General features: G+C 63.9%; 17 protein-coding genes. 4 read left to right on the forward strand and 13 right to left on the reverse strand.

Annotated features, from left to right (window positions below):
* Positions 1–5: 5 nt before the first annotated feature.
* Positions 6–1,031, reverse strand: coding sequence for an ABC transporter substrate-binding protein (locus G8O24_RS16405; protein WP_188100957.1), 1,026 nt, complete (start codon positions 1,029–1,031; stop codon positions 6–8).
* A 139-nt stretch (positions 1,032–1,170) separates the two neighbouring features.
* Here G8O24_RS16405 and G8O24_RS16410 point away from each other — a divergent pair, with 139 nt between their 5' ends.
* On the forward strand, positions 1,171–1,620 hold the full coding sequence (locus tag G8O24_RS16410; protein ID WP_188100958.1) for a cupin domain-containing protein: 450 nt from the start codon (positions 1,171–1,173) through the stop codon (positions 1,618–1,620).
* 46 nt (positions 1,621–1,666) lie between these two features.
* Here G8O24_RS16410 and G8O24_RS16415 read toward each other — a convergent pair whose 3' ends face one another.
* Both G8O24_RS16415 and G8O24_RS16420 read right to left on the reverse strand, forming a co-directional pair.
* Positions 1,667–2,452, reverse strand: coding sequence for an ABC transporter permease (locus G8O24_RS16415; RefSeq protein WP_188100960.1), 786 nt, complete (start codon positions 2,450–2,452; stop codon positions 1,667–1,669).
* Positions 2,452–3,270, reverse strand: coding sequence for an ABC transporter ATP-binding protein (locus G8O24_RS16420; protein WP_188100962.1), 819 nt, complete (start codon positions 3,268–3,270; stop codon positions 2,452–2,454). Before G8O24_RS16420 ends, G8O24_RS16415 begins: the two co-directional genes overlap by 1 nt.
* A gap of 120 nt (positions 3,271–3,390) precedes the next feature.
* On the opposite strand from G8O24_RS16420, the gene G8O24_RS16425 reads away from it, so the two are divergent.
* Both G8O24_RS16425 and G8O24_RS16430 read left to right on the forward strand, forming a co-directional pair.
* The gene (locus tag G8O24_RS16425; protein ID WP_188100964.1) at positions 3,391–4,173 is read left to right on the forward strand and encodes an ATP-binding cassette domain-containing protein; all 783 of its coding nucleotides are present in this window, start codon (positions 3,391–3,393) and stop codon (positions 4,171–4,173) included.
* Positions 4,170–5,729, forward strand: a complete 1,560-nt coding sequence (locus tag G8O24_RS16430; protein ID WP_188100966.1) for an ABC transporter permease/substrate-binding protein — start codon at positions 4,170–4,172, stop codon at positions 5,727–5,729. Before G8O24_RS16425 ends, G8O24_RS16430 begins: the two co-directional genes overlap by 4 nt.
* A gap of 40 nt (positions 5,730–5,769) precedes the next feature.
* On the opposite strand, the gene G8O24_RS16435 is transcribed toward G8O24_RS16430, so the two are convergent.
* The 4 genes from G8O24_RS16435 to G8O24_RS16450 all read right to left on the reverse strand — a co-directional run bounded on the left by G8O24_RS16435 (position 5,770) and on the right by G8O24_RS16450 (position 9,057).
* Positions 5,770–6,156: a rhodanese-like domain-containing protein gene (locus G8O24_RS16435; RefSeq protein ID WP_188100968.1), complete on the reverse strand. Its 387-nt coding sequence runs from the start codon at positions 6,154–6,156 to the stop codon at positions 5,770–5,772.
* Between the two features lie 90 nt (positions 6,157–6,246).
* Positions 6,247–7,959, reverse strand: a complete 1,713-nt coding sequence (locus tag G8O24_RS16440; protein WP_188101042.1) for an LTA synthase family protein — start codon at positions 7,957–7,959, stop codon at positions 6,247–6,249.
* A 162-nt stretch (positions 7,960–8,121) separates the two neighbouring features.
* Positions 8,122–8,451 carry a hypothetical protein gene (locus G8O24_RS16445; RefSeq protein WP_188100970.1) on the reverse strand — a complete coding sequence of 110 codons (330 nt, stop codon included), beginning with the start codon at positions 8,449–8,451 and terminating at the stop codon, positions 8,122–8,124.
* Positions 8,452–8,487: 36 nt separating this feature from the next.
* A complete protein-coding gene (locus G8O24_RS16450; RefSeq protein ID WP_368736605.1) occupies positions 8,488–9,057 on the reverse strand; it encodes a TetR/AcrR family transcriptional regulator in 570 nt (189 codons plus the stop codon).
* A gap of 235 nt (positions 9,058–9,292) precedes the next feature.
* On the opposite strand from G8O24_RS16450, the gene G8O24_RS16455 reads away from it, so the two are divergent.
* Complete coding sequence (locus G8O24_RS16455) at positions 9,293–9,913, forward strand: hypothetical protein (protein WP_188100974.1); 621 nt, start codon at positions 9,293–9,295, stop codon at positions 9,911–9,913.
* 416 nt (positions 9,914–10,329) lie between these two features.
* Here the strand turns inward: G8O24_RS16455 and ilvC are convergent, their stop codons facing one another.
* The 6 genes from ilvC to G8O24_RS16485 form a co-directional block, all read right to left on the reverse strand.
* On the reverse strand, positions 10,330–11,349 hold the full coding sequence (gene ilvC, locus G8O24_RS16460) for a ketol-acid reductoisomerase (protein WP_014493068.1): 1,020 nt from the start codon (positions 11,347–11,349) through the stop codon (positions 10,330–10,332).
* Positions 11,350–11,482: 133 nt separating this feature from the next.
* Positions 11,483–12,085: a LysE family translocator gene (locus tag G8O24_RS16465; RefSeq protein ID WP_188100976.1), complete on the reverse strand. Its 603-nt coding sequence runs from the start codon at positions 12,083–12,085 to the stop codon at positions 11,483–11,485.
* Positions 12,086–12,092: 7 nt separating this feature from the next.
* Positions 12,093–12,968 carry an EamA family transporter gene (locus G8O24_RS16470; protein WP_188100978.1) on the reverse strand — a complete coding sequence of 292 codons (876 nt, stop codon included), beginning with the start codon at positions 12,966–12,968 and terminating at the stop codon, positions 12,093–12,095.
* A gap of 48 nt (positions 12,969–13,016) precedes the next feature.
* The gene (locus tag G8O24_RS16475; RefSeq protein ID WP_188100980.1) at positions 13,017–13,712 is read right to left on the reverse strand and encodes a class I SAM-dependent methyltransferase; all 696 of its coding nucleotides are present in this window, start codon (positions 13,710–13,712) and stop codon (positions 13,017–13,019) included.
* 3 nt (positions 13,713–13,715) lie between these two features.
* Positions 13,716–14,258 (reverse strand): acetolactate synthase small subunit, encoded by a 543-nt coding sequence (gene ilvN, locus G8O24_RS16480; RefSeq protein WP_008131512.1) that lies wholly within the window; start codon positions 14,256–14,258, stop codon positions 13,716–13,718.
* A 25-nt stretch (positions 14,259–14,283) separates the two neighbouring features.
* Positions 14,284–16,059 carry an acetolactate synthase 3 large subunit gene (locus G8O24_RS16485; RefSeq protein ID WP_188100981.1) on the reverse strand — a complete coding sequence of 592 codons (1,776 nt, stop codon included), beginning with the start codon at positions 16,057–16,059 and terminating at the stop codon, positions 14,284–14,286.
* Positions 16,060–16,189: the final 130 nt, after the last annotated feature.

Raw genomic sequence — 16,189 nt, forward strand, 5'->3', positions numbered from 1 at the left:
GTCAGTTATTTGGCGCTCCCCGTGGTCTTCTTGGCCTGGTCGACGAACTTGTTGGTAAAGGTCTTGCTGACGTCGATCTTGGCGTTGGCCACCTCCGGCGAGCCGACGCTAAAAACCGCGAGCACGGCGTCCGCCCCCTTCGGATCCATCTTGCCCGTCTCGGAGAACATCGGGATCGTGTTCTTCAGTGCAGCAAGATAGAGATCCTTGTTCTTGCCGACCATCTCATCCGGCATCTTGGCCATGATTTCCTCGGGTGAATGCGAATGGATCCAGGCGATCGTGGCCAGCATTGCGTTGGTCAGCGCCTGCGTCTCCTTGTCGTGTCCATTGACCCAGGCCACGGTCGAGTACAGCGCACCACCAGGATATTCGCCGCCAAAGGTCTCGAGCGTGTCCTTTTGCGTACGGGTGTCGCTGAGGATGCGCAGATCCTTGTGGCTGCCCTGCAGCACGGTGACGGAGGGATCGAGCATCACGGCGGCGTCGATCTGCCCCTGCTCCATCGCAGCCACGGCCGTGGCGCCGAGGCCAACGCCGATCACGGCGGTGCCGGCCGGATCAAGCCCATTCTTCTTCAGGAGATATTTCAGGAAGAAGTCGGTGGAGGAGCCCGGCGCGCTGACGCCGACCTTCTTGCCGGCGAGATCCTTGACCGACTTGATGTCATTGGTGTGCGAGGGCGCGACGACCAGCACGAGGCCGGGGTAGCGGTCATAAACCACGAAGGCCTGAAGCTCCTGCTTCTTGGCCGCCAGGTTGACGCAATGGTCGAAATAGCCGGAAACCACGTCGGCGCTGCCGCCCAGCACGGCCTTGAGCGCGTCCGAGCCGCCCTTGAGGTCGACCAGGTCGACATTGAGACCGGCTTTCTCGTACTCACCAAGCTGCTTGGCCAGCACCGTCGGCAAATAGCACAGGCAGGCGCCGCCACCGACCGCGATGGTCACCTTGCTTTGCGCTGCGGCAAACGAGGTGGTGAGCGTCAGCGCGAACAGCGCGCTGGCGAGCCTCGCAATCGTGTTCTTCATTGGTTTCCTCCGTTCGGCAGGCGGCACCATAGAGCAGTGGGACCGGCTTGAGAAGCACCGCTTAAGTGGCACTGGCCATTGGCCTTTTGGCGCAATAGCATGGCCCCACAACAACAATTCCTGATGGGGAGGATCATCCATGAATCGCCTTGCTGCAGGGCTGTCGATCACTGCCGCCTTTGTCGCCGGATGCGGCGCGACCTACCTGCTCGGGCCGGCGCTCGCCGCCGAAAATATTGCCGCGCAGATCATCCATACCGGCGAGATGGACGGCGACGCGCTCGGCGCCGCCAACCAGGTCGGCTACCGCTCCAAGACTTTCATGACCGCCGACGGCGCCACCGTCTCGATCCAGGTCGGCAACGTGCCCAAACATCTGCATCCCAACACCAACGAGATCCAGTACATCCTGGACGGCACCGGGACAATCTGGCTCGGCGACAAGGAAGTGACGGTAAAGGCCGGCGACCTCGTCATCATCCCGAAAGGCACGCCGCATGGCGGCACCAAGCCGATCAGCGGCCAGGTCAAGGCAATCGCGATCAAGACGCCGCCGCAGGCGCCCGACGACGTCAAGCTGCTGGATTAAGGATGTGCGATCCGGGCCCTGCGCCTGTGCGCGGGGCCCGCTTGCGTTAGCCGCGCCCGTCCACGGTCGGCCGCCACACCAGCAGACGCCGCTCCACCAGCGTCACGCCAAAATCGATCAGGATGACGAAGGCCGACAGCACGAACATGCCGGCGAAGACGCCGGCGACGTCGAACACGCCTTCGGCTTGCTGAATGAGATAGCCGAGGCCCGCGGCCGATCCCAGATATTCGCCGACGACGGCGCCGACCACGGCGAAGCCGACCGAGGTGTGCAGCGAGGAGAACATCCACGACAGCGCCGAAGGCCAATAGACGTGCTGCATCAACTGCCGCTCGCTCATGCCGAGCATACGGCCATTGTCGAGCACCGTGCGGCTGACCTCCTTGACGCCCTGATAGACGTTGAAGAACACGATGAAGAACACCAGCGTCACGCCGAGCGCGACCTTGGACCAGATGCCGAGGCCCAGCCACAACGCGAAGATCGGCGCCAGCACGACGCGGGGCAGCGCGTTGACCATCTTCACGTAAGGATCGAACACCGCGGCCACCAGCGGCTGGCGCGCAAACCAGAAGCCGATAAGGACGCCGCCGAGCGAGCCGATCACGAAGGCCAGGATCGATTCCGCAAGCGTGATGCCGAGATGCTTCCAGATCACACCGGAGACGAACCATTTGACGATCTGATCGAACACGTCGACCGGGTTGGAGAAGAAGAATGGCGGCAGCAGGATCTTTCCAAATACCGGCACTGATGACAGCAACTGCCACAATGCGATGCAGACGATGGCGACCAGGACTTGCAGCGCCAGCAGCGTAACGCGCGACATCAGACCGCCTCCGCCGCGTGGGTGGATTGGGCGTAGCCCTTCATCACCTCGTCCTTGAGGACGCTCCAGATCTCGCGATGGAGTGCGTGGAACTCCTTGTCGAGCCGCACCTCGAAGATGTCGCGCGGGCGCGGCAGTGTCACGCGCCAGTCGCCGATGATGCGCGAGGAGGGGCCTGCCGACATGATCACGACGCGGTCGGCGAGCGCAATGGCCTCTTCGAGATCATGAGTCACGAACAGCACGGCCTTGCGGTCGGCATTCCAGAGATCAAGCAGCAGATTGCCCATCACCTGGCGCGTTTGCGCATCGAGCGGCCCGAATGGCTCGTCCATCAGGAGAATCTTCGGATCGCGGATCAGGACCTGCGCCAGCGCCACGCGCTTGCGCTGGCCGCCGGAAAGCATGTGCGGATAGCGCCGCGCAAAGGCGCCGAGGCCGACCGAGGTCAGCCATTTCTGCGCCCGCGGCAGCGCATCAGCGCGTGGCGTGCCCTTGATCTCGAGTCCGATCGCGACATTGTCGAGCGCGGTCTTCCAGGGGAATAGTGCGTCAGCCTGGAACAAATAGCCGGCGTCCTGGTTCAGGCCCCCAAGGGGCCGATCGAAAATCTTGACGCTGCCGGCGGCCGGCTTGAGCAGGCCAGCGGCAACATTGAGCAGCGTGGATTTTCCGCAGCCGGTCGGGCCGACAATGGCGACAAACTCACCCTGCGCGACCGTGAGATGGGCCTTCTCCACTGCTGTGTAGACCCGCCCGTCCCCCAGCCGGAACGCAACCTTGGCATCTTCCAGCGCCACTGCCGTGGGCGTCGTCATGTGTTCCCTCCCAACCTGACGTGATGCCTTAGCCGCTCGGGCGGCCAAGTTCAATCAACCGGCCAAGCGTGCTACGCATGGGGTCCGGCCGTTCCCTTAGCCCCTCAAGGCCACCCCGCGATGCCCTCCAAGCTGGCGATCAGCTATCGAAACGTCACCAGGAGCTTCGGCACCCTCACGGCCGTCGACGACGTCTCGCTCGACATCGCCGAGGGCGGGTTTCTGGCCATCGTCGGCGGCTCGGGCTCGGGCAAGACGACATTGCTGCGGCTCGCCAATCGGCTGATCGAGGCCGACCGCGGCACCATCACGGTCGAGGGCGCGGACGTCCAAAGCATCGATCCGGTCGCACTGCGGCGCCGGATCGGCTACGTCTTCCAGAGCGGAGGGCTGTTTCCGCATTTGAGCGTGGCAGACAATATCGGGATCACGCCAAAACTGCTCGGCACGCCCGCGACCGAGATCGCGGCCCGCGTCGACGAACTGATCGAGCTGGTGCAGCTCGACCGTACCGCCCATCGCGACCGGCTGCCGGAGGCGCTCTCCGGCGGCCAGCGCCAGCGCGTCGGAGTGGCGAGGGCGCTGGCCGCCAAGCCTCGCATCGTGCTGATGGACGAGCCGTTCGGCGCGCTGGATCCCCTCACCCGCGACGCACTCGGCGAAGATTTTCGTGAGCTGCACCGCAAGCTCGGGCTGACCACCGTGATGATCACGCATGACATGACGGAGGCGATCCTGCTCGCCGATCGCATTGCGGTGATGCGCGGCGGCAAGCTGCTGGCGCAGGGCACGCCGGCGGAGCTATCAGCCAGCAGCGATGCCTATGTGCAGGATCTGCTGCGCACGCCACGGCGCCAGGTCGAACGGCTGAACGCTCTGCTGCCACAGAGCGGTGCGGCATGAGCTTCTTCGACGACCCGCGCTGGGGCGAGGCGCTGTCGCATTTGCCTGACTATCTCGGAAACCATGTGCGGGTGAGCCTCGCCGCACTCGCGCTCGGCCTCGTCGTCAGCCTGCCGCTCGCCATCCTCACGCGCAACCGCCCGGCGCCCCGCGCCATCCTGCTCGCGCTCGCCAGCATCGTGCAGACCGTGCCGGGACTGGCACTGCTCGCGCTGTTCTATCCCCTGCTGCTGCTTGCGACATCCGTGACGCTGGCCTGGTTCGGTGTCTCCTTCTCCGCCTTCGGCTTCCTGCCGGCCATGCTGGCCCTGGCGCTCTATTCGATGCTGCCGGTGCTGCGCAACGGCATCACCGGGCTCAACGGCATCGATCCCGCATTGATCGAAGCCGCCAAGGGCGTCGGCATGACGGCGCGCCAGTCGCTGGTCATGGTCGAGCTGCCGCTGGCGCTGCCGGTGATGATGGCCGGCATCCGCACCGCCGCGGTGTGGGTGATCGGCACCGCGACACTGTCGACGCCGATCGGGCAGACAAGCCTCGGTAATTACATTTTTGCGGGCCTCCAGACCCAAAACTGGGTGTTCGTGCTGTTCGGCTGTTTTGCCTCGGCCCTGCTCGCACTCGCCGTCGACCAGCTGCTTGGCCTGATCGAGAGCGGCCTGCGCCGAGGCAACCGTCCGCGCGCAGGGCTCGGCGCACTCGGCATTGCGGCGCTGGTTGCCGCGACATTGGTGCCGACGATGGGGCGCTCGTCGTCCGGCTACGTGGTGGGCGCGAAAACCTTTGCCGAGCAATATGTCCTCTCGGCCCTGCTTCGCGACCGCCTTCAGGCAGCCGGCCTCGAAGCCGCCGCGCGTTCGGGGCTCGGCTCGAGCGTGATCTTCGAGGCGCTGAAGGCCGGGGATATCGATCTCTATGTCGACTATTCCGGCACGCTGTGGGCCAACCAGCTGCATCGCACCGACATCAAGCCGCGTGCCGAGCTGCTCGCGGAGCTGAAGGCCGCGCTCGCCAGGGACAACATCACGTTGCTCGGCGAGCTCGGCTTCGAGAACGCCTATGCGCTGGTGATGCCGAAGAAGCGCGCCGATGCGCTCGGCATCCACACCATTGCCGACCTCGCCGCCCACACCGCGACGATGTCGATCGCCGGCGATTACGAGTTTTTCTCGCGGCCGGAATGGGCGGCGCTGCAGAAAGCCTATGGACTCCAGTTCCGCGCGCAGCGCCAGATGCAGCCGGACTTCATGTATGCAGCGGTGGCGAGCGGCGAGGTCGACGTGATCGCGGGCTACACCAGCGACGGCCTGATCGCGAAATATGATCTGGTGGCGCTCGACGATCCCAGGCAGGCGATCCCTCCCTATGACGCCATCCTGCTGCTGGCGCCGAAGCGCACCGGCGACGAGCGGCTCAAGGCGGCACTGAGCTCGCTGCTCGGCAAGATCGACATCGCCACCATGCGCGAGGCAAATCTGCGCGCCAGCGGCAACGACGCCAACTCGTCGCCGGATGCGGTGGCGAAGTGGCTGTGGGGAAAGCTCGGCGGGCGCTAGGATGGTGGGTCCTTCGCCCCCGACGCACAGCCGCCCCTGGCTACATGACCGGCTTCTCGACCGTGCCGCCGGCCTCGACCCAATCCTTGAAGCCGCCGACGTTGTAGACGTGGCTGTAGCCCATATCCTTGAGCACCTTGCCGGCCAGGGCAGAGCGACCGCCCGAGGCACAATAAAGAATCACGGTCTTCTCCTTGGCGAACGCCTTGTCGTGATACGGCGAGTCGGGATCGGCACGAAACTCCAGCATGCCGCGGGAGACATTGACCGCGCCATGAATCTTTCCGCTCTTGTCGATTTCCGGCGCATCGCGCACGTCGAGGAGGAGCACGTTGCCCTTGCCGATCATCTCCCTGGCTTCGGCCGGCGTGATCTTCGGCACGGCGGCGTTGGCGGCCTCCAACATCTGCTTCACGGAAATTGCCAATGTCTGCTCCTGTGGTCTGGGGTTGCCGAGGGTTCCCTCTACAGGGCGTCGGCTGTCATCGCGTCCTTCGATCGGAGGACGCAAAGCCTTCTAAAGCCCGCGGATCATCCCCGCATCGATCAGCAACCGGTTCAGCCGCCGCGCCTCGGCGCCGTCCTTGCACCCGTAGAAGATGCCCTTGCAGCGGAGCATGATCTCCTTCTGCTCGGCGAAGGAGGGATCGAGCGGAATGCCGGCGGCTTCCTGGATCACCAACGGCAGATAGGGACCGTCGATCGTGTCCATCACGGCGTCGCTTTTCACCGGCTCGAAATTGACGGCGTCGATTGCGTAATAGGTCGCATAGAGCCGCGGATCGTAGGCGTCGAGCTTCTTGCCGATCGCGCCTTCGTCAAGCCCGGGCTCGAGGACATTAGGCGCGAATTCAGGCTGGTGATCGCCATAGCGCACGATCAGGAAGGGCTCGCCCGGAAAGCTCTTCTTCAAGCTTGCGATGAAGCCCCTGTATTGCTCCGCGCTCATCGCCTGCCGGCGCAGATATTCGTCGATGGACGGCACGTTGCCCGGCGTCTGCCAATTCGGCATCAGATCGGGCCGGAAGCGCGTCTCCCAGGGGAAGTGATTGGCGCCGAGATAGATGAAGGCGAAGAGCGGCTTGTTCGGCGTCCGCTCGCCCATCAGCCGCAGCGCCTTGTCGTAGAAGAAACTGTCGGGCTCGACGTCCTTGGCGCCGAGATCATGGGAATCGAAGAAGCGCTCGATGCCGGTCGTCAGCTGGAAGCTGCGCGCTCCCATGAAGCCGCCATAGGCGGGATAGAGCGACATCGTATCGTAGCCGCAGCGTCGCAACGCCAGCGGCAGGCCGCGTTCGACACGCCCCGACGCGATGCGCGTCACGAAATAGGCAAAGCGGCCGAACGAGCGCGAGGAGAGACCGGCAAGGACGTTGTATTCGGTGAACCAGCTCGGGCCGCCATTGCTCTCGGCCAGGAACGTGCGCGCCTTGCCATCCCAGGACTTGAAGTGGCTGCCGTAGCCCGGCGGCACCTTGATGCCCTGCGCGGCGCGGATGTCGAAGCTCGATTCATCATGGACCATGATGATATTCGGCCGGCGGCCGGCAGGATGGCAGGCGTCGACCAGCGGCATGTTGAGCCGCTCGTCGGTCGCGGCGGCGGACTCCATGAAGCCGTATTGCACGAAATCGGAGACTGCTGTGACGCCGGAGCGGAAGAATTTCGAGAGATAGCCGTCGTCGTAATAGCCGCGCCAGGCCTCGTCCGGATGATAGACGGAATAGAACACCAGCGCGGCGAGGCAGGCGAGCTTGCAGGCCAGCGCCGGCAGGCGGCGGATGCGAAACGGATCGAGCCACCACAGCGCATACATCAACGGCAGCGTGACGAGGCCGGCCCCGATCACCGACCAGCGCAGGTTCGGAAAAATCGTAAACAGGAATGCGACCGTATCGCGGTCGATCATCATCAGGTCGATGAAGTTGACCGTCATCTGAACGACGTCGTGCTTGAGCCGCGACAGCAGCACCAGCACGACGACCATGGTCAGCGACAGCGCGCCCGACAGCGCCGGCCGGCGCAGCAGCGTCATCCAGAAAAAGTTGAGGATGCCCCACGCCAGCAGGAAGGAGAGCCGAGAGCCGAAATCGGTCTCGGTCTCGTACATCAGCGCCAGCGCTGCCAGATGCGGCGCGGCGACCGCAAGCAGGCGCCAGATGCCGAGCGCGGCGACGCTCGCCAGAACGGCGGTGGCGGCGGAAGGACCTGGATTGGGCGCGGGCGCCATCGAGGACACGCTGAACTCAGATCCGGCGCGGTGATGCCAAGCCGTCTGGCCGGCCTCAAGCCGGCCAGGGCGCCCGGCGCAGCCGGCTGCACCGTGTCACAAAACTGTAATGGAATGGTCACGGACAGGCAACGCGCGCGGCGATCCAACCTTCGCTTAATATTAGCGGGAGGCGAAACGCCGCACTGCAACGCCATCCCGAGGCGCCCGCGCTTCTGCCCAGCGATACTCGATGGAGAGGTTGCCACCCCCGGCCAGCCCAGCGGCCTTGAGCCCCTTCTGGAAGCCGGCCACGACAGTGACAAAGGTTTCTGGCGCGCCGCTAGCGAGGAAGCCGATCGTCGGGCGGGTCGCGCGCGCGAGCGCCCGGTCGATCCAGATCGGCACTGTGCCGGGGTGCCGGCAGCGAGAAGAAATGTGCGTCGATCCATCTTTGCCGTTCGAAACGAAAAATATGCGCGCGAGTGTGTGCGGCCCTGCATCGCCCGCCAATGCCAATCTGAACAGGGCCCGGGACCGCCGAGGCGTCTAGGGCTTCGCGATCCCAGCGATGAACAGGTCAATCACCGCCTCCGCCATCCGCTCGACCTCGCCCGCCTCCACGCCCCAGCGCGGAAAGTGGCCGTCGAGATTCATCCGGGCGAAGCCGTAGATCAGCGCGCGGCCGGCGATCAGGATGCCCTTGAGATCTGCCGACCGCAGCAGCCCCTGCGCGGCCGCCTCAGCCAGCATCCGCTCGGTCAGCGCGACCAGTTCGGCATTGTCGCGCGTTAGCTCGGGGGAGCTGCCATGGGCAAAATAGCGCCCCGTGGAGATGATCTCGAAATGCGCAGGATTGCGCATCGCCCATCGCACATAGGCGATGCCGAAGGCCCGGAAGCGCGCCAGCGGGTCAGCGGGACGAGCCTCCGCCAGCGAGGCCTCGATCTCGGCGCGAAAGCGGCGTTGCGCCTCCTCGGCCACCGCCGCCATCAGCGCATCCCGGTTGGGAAAATGCCGAAACGGCGCCCCCGGCGACACTGCGGCGCGGCGGGCGGCCTCGCGCACCGAGATCTCGGCGCCTTCGGCCGCCAGTTGCAGCGCAGCATCAATCAGCACGCGGCGAAGATCGCCGTGGTGATAGGGCCGCGCTTCGGATGTCTGGCGGCCGGCGCGGGGCTTGGACGCTTGAGGCTTCGACACTTGAGGTTTGGAGCCGTGAGGCTTGGACGTCTGACGGGCGGACATGGTGGCTTCTAGCATCACCCGAACGTGAATGTAAGCAGCGATTACACCGTTGACGATCTAGGCACCCCGAAATGTAATCAATGATTACATAACGGAGGAGACCACCATGTCGCAACGTCAAAGCTGGTTCGAAAGCTGGCGGCTGCTCGCCGTCCTCTCGCTGAGCCTGATCGGCTTGAGCCTCTGGATCGCCTCGATGCGGCAGTTCGAGGTCGAGGGCGTGCGCATGGTGATCCGCTTCACGGCGCGCAGCTCGTTGCTGCTGTTTTGCCTCGCCTTCAGTGCCGCGGCCCTGGCGCGGCTGTGGCCCAACGCCTGGACGCGCTGGCAGCGCCGCAATCGCCGCTATCTCGGCTTGAGCTTCGCGGCCTCCCACATTATCCACGCGGTCGCAATCGTCGTCTTCGCGAACATGGACCCTGCGGGCTTTGTGCAGGCGACCTCACCGGCCTCCTACATTTTCGGCGGCATCGGTTACGCTTTCATCATCGCCATGAGCGCGACCTCGTTCGACCGCACGGCGGCAGTGATCGGCCCGCATGCCTGGCGCGCGCTACACCTTGTGGGTGGCTATTACCTCTGGTTCCAGTTCATGGTGTCGTTTGGCAAGCGTGTCCCGGCCATGCCGCTCTATGCCGGCTTCCTCCTTCCGCTGCTCGCGGTGATGGTGCTGCGGATGATCGCGATGACCCGCCGGCCGCGTGGGCAGGTCATCGCAACGAGCTGAAGCACGGCTTGCAAGAAGACGTATCGGGTGTCTGTTCGTAAGATGAGGCAGCGCGGGGACGTCGCAAACTGCTGACGATAATGGCTGAGAGCACAGATGAAGAGTCGAATCCTAGACTCTGAGGACACAGCGCTTTTAGTAATCACGAGTTCTGAAAAAGTCTTGAGAAACGACGTGAACTCAAGAATGTGGTTTAAGCGTCAGTTCTTGGCTCTCAGAGAGCACATCAACTCGCGAAGAAATTGAATGAAGCAGCAACGCTTCACGCGAAAAGAAAAGAGCGAGACCGCTGTTTGCGATCCCGCTCAGATATAAGCGCGAAGATTTAAGATTTGGTTTGGCGAGCGAATTTTACTGTCGCTCTCGCCTCCCAAACGCAGCGCGTCAGCGACGCGCCACGTCGGGAGAACGACGACTTAGTTCTTGCTCTTGTCGACCAGCGCGCCCTTCTTGATCCAGGGCATCATGTCGCGCAGCTTCGCGCCGACTTCCTCGATCGGGTGCGCGGCGAGCTTGGCGCGGGTCGCCTTGAACGAGGTCTGGTTGACCTTGTTCTCGAGCATCCAGTCGCGGGCGAATTTGCCGCCCTGGATGTCGGCGAGGACGCGCTTCATCTCGGCCTTGGTCTCCGCGGTGACGATGCGGGGACCGGTGACATACTCGCCATACTCGGCGGTGTTGGAGATCGAGTAGTTCATGTTGGCGATGCCGCCTTCATAGATCAGGTCGACGATCAGCTTCACTTCGTGCAGGCACTCGAAATAGGCCATCTCCGGCGCATAGCCGGCTTCGACCAGGGTCTCGTAGCCGCCCTTGATCAGCTCGACCAGGCCGCCGCAGAGCACGACCTGCTCGCCGAACAGATCGGTCTCACACTCTTCCTTGAAGGTGGTTTCGATGATGCCGGCGCGGCCACCGCCGACAGCGGAGGCATAGGACAGGCCGAGGTCATGGGCGTTGCCCGAGACGTCCTTGGCGATCGCGATCAGGCACGGCACGCCGCCGCCACGCTGATATTCCGAACGCACGGTGTGGCCGGGGCCCTTCGGCGCGATCATCAGCACGTCGAGGTCGGCGCGCGGATCGAGCAGGTTGAAGTGAACGTTGAGGCCGTGTGCGAACACGAGCGCAGCGCCCTTCTTCATGTTGTCGTGCAGGTGCTCGCGATAGATGTCGCCCTGGAGCTCGTCGGGAGTCAGCATCATGACGAGGTCGGCCCATTTGGCAGCTTCGGCGACTTCCATCACCTTGAAGCCGGCGGCTTCCGCCTTCTTGACCGAGCCCGAGTCCTTGCGCAGCGCAATTGCGACTTCCTTGACGCCGGAGTCCTTCAGGTTGAGCGCATGGGCGTGGCCCTGGCTGCCATAGCCGACGATGGCGACCTTCTTCCCCTTGATCAGGTTCAGGTCGGCGTCGCGATCGTAATAAACACGCATAGTCGTTTCCTCATTGAGGGCCGAAAGTCGGCCGATGGTCAGTGTCCGAAGGGTGGAATTTGCGGATTTCGGGGGCTGTCTAGAGCATTTTCAGCCTTTAGGGAAACCCGTTTCTGCATGGAAATCCGCGACATCATGCATCCATGAAAACGGGGTAGAGAGAGGCGAGCAGCAGGAGCGCCATCAGGATGTTGAAGGCGCGGACCAGCCGCTCCGAGGTCAGCACCGGTCGTAGTGCGGTGCCGAACAGAGCCCAGACCACGGTCGAGACGGTGCCGACCAAGAGGCTGATCAGGGTCTGAATCGCGATGTTCAGGGGGAACTGGGCGATCGCGGCATAGGCGGTGATGGTGCCGATCACGATCACCCAGCCCTTGGCGTTGATCCACTGGAACATCGCCGCGCCCCAGAACGTCATCGGGCCGCGGCCATCCTCCTCGCCCGGCTTGGCCGGGCCTGAGAAGGCGATCACGACGGCAAGATAAATCAGATAGGCGGCGCCGGCATATTTGAGGATGGTCTGGAGGATCGGATAGGCCAGGAAGACGGTGCCGAGCCCGAGGCCGACGGTCGCGACCATGAAAGCAAAGCCGAGCACGATGCCGACGATGTGCGGAATGGTGCGGCGGAAGCCGTAGGTGAGGCCCGACGACAGCAGCATGATGTTGTTCGGCCCCGGCGTGAAATACATCACCACCATGAAGGCGAGGAAGGCATAGAACAGCGAATAGGCCATCGTCACCTCACGCGGTCTTTGGCAGGACTTGCGGGCGCTTCGCCAGCACCATCACCGCGATGCCGCCGATCACGGTCAGCATGCCGGCGAGGCGCAGCGGCCCGAACCGCTCACCGAACACGACGCAGGAGGCGGCGGAGCCAACGAACGGCACCAGCAGCGCGAACGGCACCACCTGCGCCGCCGGATAATCACGCAGCAGCCGGCCCCACAGCCAATAGGCGATGCTGGTGGAAATGCCGCCGAGCATCAGCATGCAGAGCGCCGATCTCAGCGACATGTGCGCCAGCGACGTCCAGGCCGGGGTCGGCCCGTTGGCGATCAGCGCCAGCAGGAGCAGCGGCACGGCCGCGGCGAGGCACAGCCAGGCAAACAGATCGAACATCGGCACGCCGCGCGCACCGCGCAGCAGGATGTTGCCGATCGCAAAACTGATCGGCGAGATCATCAGCGCTGCAAAGGCGGCAACGCTGAAATCATAGCCTACGGTGCCGCAGATCATCAGTAGGCCGATCGCGGCAATGACGATGCCCAGCGTCTGCACCGGCGTCGGCCGCTCGCCGAACGCGAGCGCGGCAAAACCGATGGTGAACAGCGCCTGGCTCTGCACGACGACGGATGTCAGCCCCACCGGCACGCCATGGGCGATGCCATAGGCCTGCGACAGGAACTGGCCGAGGAACAGCGTAAAGCTGATCGCGATCAGCAGCGACCAGGCGACTTTCGGTTTGCGGATGAACAGGCACGGCACGGCGGCGATAGTGAAGCGTATTGCCGTCATCAGCTCCGGCGAAAGCTCGTCGAGCGCAATCCGGCTCGCCACAAAGGCAAGCCCCCAGATGATCGCCACCATGAGGGCGATGAGGATGTCGGCCGGCTTCATTGTTGTTTCCGGTTCTGCCCTGTCGTGCAGCCCTGCTTGTTCTTCTGTCTAGCCTTGCTCGCCGGCTTTCGGTTTGCGGAGGAGGTAAGTGCCGTGCATCGGTGCGTGGTAGTCGGCCGAGACCAGCGTGAAGCCGACATCGGTCAGCATGCGCTCCATCACCCAGCCGAAAGTGGAATATTCGTCGCGCATATGCGTTACCACGCTCTCGCGCGAAAAATCGTGGTTCTTGATCTGGTAGTCGGCCCATTGCTCGACATCGCGCTCGACCGCGTCGGGCATCGAGGCGTAGACGATGTCACGCAAATAGAAGCTCGCGCCGGGTTTCAGTGCACGAAAGATCCGCGACATCGCGACCGCCTTCCAGAAATCCGGCAGATGATGCAGCGTGAACTCGCTGACGATCAGATCATAGGATTCCGGACGATACGCAAAAGAGAGCAGACCCGCGGACTGGGTTCGCACGGGCGCCTTGCGGTCGCGGGCATAGATCTCGGCGAGCGCCAGCATCGCAGGCGAGATGTCGATGGCGTCGACCTCGGCACCCATCAGCGCGGCTTCGGTGGCCAGCACGCCATTGCCGCAGCCGATGTCGGCGATGCGCCAGCCGCGCTGGACCCCGAGCATCTTCAGTGCGCCGCGCGCCCGCAGATCGGCATCGTCGTGGGCATCGTAGATCGACGCCACCGCGGGCTCGATGCCCATCCGGTTCCGCTCGTTATAGTACCAGTCGCGCGCCAGCATGGCTCACATCCCTTCAGGCCCGCGACCGATCGCGGCAACACCGGTGCGCGACACCTCGACAAGGCCGAGCGGGCGCATCAGATCGATAAACTGGTTGATCTTGTCCGTATTGCCTGTGATCTCGAACACGAAACTTTCGGTGGTGGCGTCGATCACGCGGGCGCGGAACGCATCCGCCAGCCGCAGCGCCTCGACCCGGTGCTCGCCCTGCCCGCGCACTTTCACCATCGCGAGTTCGCGCTCGATCGAGCGCTTGGTCTGGGTCATGTCGACGACCTGGTAGACCGGAATCATGCGGTCGAGCTGATGCTTGATCTGCGCGATCACCATCGGTGTTCCCGTCGTGACGATGGTGATGCGCGACAGATGCTTCTGCGCCTCGGTCTCCGAGACCGTGAGGCTTTCGATGTTGTAGCCGCGACCCGAGAACAGGCCGATGACGCGTGCGAGCACGCCCGGCTCGTTCTGCACGAGCACCGCTAGCGTGTGCGTTTCGTTGGGATCGTGGCGTTCTTCGATGAAGTACGCGGATGCGGGCTGGTTCATTGTCGTCCCCTCAAATCTATCGCGCTCACACCAGCGCCTTGCCGCCGGCGAATGCCTTGGCCGTGGCCTCGTCGTTGGCCTGCTCCGGCAACAACATCTCGTTGTGCGCCTTGCCGGACGGGATCATCGGGAAGCAGTTTTCGAGCGCGGCGACGCGGCAGTCGAACAGCACCGGGCGCTTCACCGCGATCATCTCGGTGATGGCGCCGTCGAGATCGGCAGGTTTGGTGACCTGCAAACCGACAGCGCCATAGGCCTCCGCGAGCTTGACGAAGTCAGGCAACGCCTCCGAGTAGGAGTGCGACAGGCGGTTGCCATGAAGCAATTGCTGCCACTGCCGCACCATGCCCATGTACTGGTTGTTCAGGATGAAGATCTTGATCGGCAGCTCGTACTGAACCGCCGTCGACATCTCCTGCATCGTCATCTGCACCGAGGCATCGCCCGCGATGTCGATGACGAGGCTGTTTGGATGCGCCACCTGCACGCCGACGGCGGCCGGCAGGCCGTAACCCATGGTGCCGAGACCGCCCGAGGTCATCCAGCGATGCGGCTCCTCGAAGCCGAAGAACTGCGCCGCCCACATCTGGTGCTGGCCGACCTCGGTCGTGATGTAGGTATCCTTGCCGCGCGTCGCCTGGAACAGGCTCTGGATCGCGTGCTGCGGCAAGATGACGTCATTGCTCTTCTTGTAATAGAGCGAGTTGCGGGCGCGCCATTGTGCGATCTGCTGCCACCAGGACTTGATGTCAGGCTTCTTCGCCTCGGCCTTGAACACCTGCAGAATGTCGCCGAGGATGTTGGCGCAGTCGCCGATGATCGGCACGTCGACGCGGATGTTCTTGTTGATCGAGGACGGGTCGATGTCGATGTGGATCTTCTTCGAGCCCGGCGAGAACGCATCGACGCGGCCGGTGATGCGGTCATCGAAGCGCGCGCCGACGCACAGCATGACGTCGCAATCATGCATGGTCATGTTGGCTTCGTAGGTGCCGTGCATGCCCAGCATGCCGAGCCAGTTCTTGCCCGACGCCGGGTATGCGCCGAGACCCATCAGCGTGGAGGTGATCGGAAAACCGGTGACCTCGACCAGCTCGCGCAGCAGTTTCGTCGCTTCGGGGCCGGAATTGATCACGCCGCCGCCACTATAGATCACCGGACGCTTGGCGCCTGCGAGCAGCGACACCGCCTTGCGGATCTGCGTCGCATCGCCCTTGACGCGCGGCGCGTAGGAACGGTGCACGTCGGACTTGCGCGGCGGATGATAGGTGCCGGTCGCGAACTGCACGTCCTTGGGAACGTCGACGAGCACCGGCCCGGGACGGCCCGTGGTCGCAACGTAGAAGGCCTCGTGCAGGACCTTTGCGAGATCGTTGACGTCGCGCACCAGCCAGTTGTGCTTGGTGCAGGGACGCGTGATGCCGACGGTGTCGCATTCCTGGAACGCGTCATTGCCGATCAGATGCGTCGGCACCTGGCCGGAGATGCACACCAGCGGGATCGAATCCATCAGCGCATCGGTCAGCGGCGTCACCATGTTGGTGGCGCCGGGGCCGGAGGTCACCAGCGCAACGCCCGGCTTGCCGGTCGAACGCGCATAGCCTTCGGCGGCGTGGCCGGCACCCTGCTCGTGGCGCACCAGGATGTGCTGGACCTCGCTCTGCTGGAAGATCTCGTCATAGATCGGAAGCACGGCGCCGCCGGGATAGCCGAAAATGTCGGTCACGCCGTGATCGATGAGCGCGCGGACGATCATCGCGGCGCCGGTCATCTGGTTCGGATCGTGGCTCTTGTCGCTCATTGGCTTGCTCCGGATGCGCTGTTTCCAGCGGCTTCGTTCGTGTCGGGTTCGGGAAATAAAAAAGGCCCCGAAGAGGGACCCTGCACACCGCCTGTCATGTGGATGGCAGCTAGCCACCCCCGGCGGTGTG

This window comes from Bradyrhizobium campsiandrae (assembly GCF_014529705.1).
Lineage (GTDB): Bacteria > Pseudomonadota > Alphaproteobacteria > Rhizobiales > Xanthobacteraceae > Bradyrhizobium > Bradyrhizobium campsiandrae.

What these genes read in the sequence shown, in the direction of transcription:
- G8O24_RS16405 (WP_188100957.1), bottom strand. Translation starts at nt 1,031, where the DNA reads ATGAAGAACACGATTGCGAGGCTCGCCAGCGCGCTGTTCGCGCTGACG.
- G8O24_RS16410 (WP_188100958.1), top strand. Translation starts at nt 1,171, where the DNA reads ATGAATCGCCTTGCTGCAGGGCTGTCGATCACTGCCGCCTTTGTCGCC.
- G8O24_RS16415 (WP_188100960.1), bottom strand. Translation starts at nt 2,452, where the DNA reads ATGTCGCGCGTTACGCTGCTGGCGCTGCAAGTCCTGGTCGCCATCGTC.
- G8O24_RS16420 (WP_188100962.1), bottom strand. Translation starts at nt 3,270, where the DNA reads ATGACGACGCCCACGGCAGTGGCGCTGGAAGATGCCAAGGTTGCGTTC.
- G8O24_RS16425 (WP_188100964.1), top strand. Translation starts at nt 3,391, where the DNA reads ATGCCCTCCAAGCTGGCGATCAGCTATCGAAACGTCACCAGGAGCTTC.
- G8O24_RS16430 (WP_188100966.1), top strand. Translation starts at nt 4,170, where the DNA reads ATGAGCTTCTTCGACGACCCGCGCTGGGGCGAGGCGCTGTCGCATTTG.
- G8O24_RS16440 (WP_188101042.1), bottom strand. Translation starts at nt 7,959, where the DNA reads ATGGCGCCCGCGCCCAATCCAGGTCCTTCCGCCGCCACCGCCGTTCTG.
- G8O24_RS16455 (WP_188100974.1), top strand. Translation starts at nt 9,293, where the DNA reads ATGTCGCAACGTCAAAGCTGGTTCGAAAGCTGGCGGCTGCTCGCCGTC.
- ilvC (WP_014493068.1), bottom strand. Translation starts at nt 11,349, where the DNA reads ATGCGTGTTTATTACGATCGCGACGCCGACCTGAACCTGATCAAGGGG.
- G8O24_RS16465 (WP_188100976.1), bottom strand. Translation starts at nt 12,085, where the DNA reads ATGGCCTATTCGCTGTTCTATGCCTTCCTCGCCTTCATGGTGGTGATG.
- G8O24_RS16470 (WP_188100978.1), bottom strand. Translation starts at nt 12,968, where the DNA reads ATGAAGCCGGCCGACATCCTCATCGCCCTCATGGTGGCGATCATCTGG.
- G8O24_RS16475 (WP_188100980.1), bottom strand. Translation starts at nt 13,712, where the DNA reads ATGCTGGCGCGCGACTGGTACTATAACGAGCGGAACCGGATGGGCATC.
- ilvN (WP_008131512.1), bottom strand. Translation starts at nt 14,258, where the DNA reads ATGAACCAGCCCGCATCCGCGTACTTCATCGAAGAACGCCACGATCCC.
- G8O24_RS16485 (WP_188100981.1), bottom strand. Translation starts at nt 16,059, where the DNA reads ATGAGCGACAAGAGCCACGATCCGAACCAGATGACCGGCGCCGCGATG.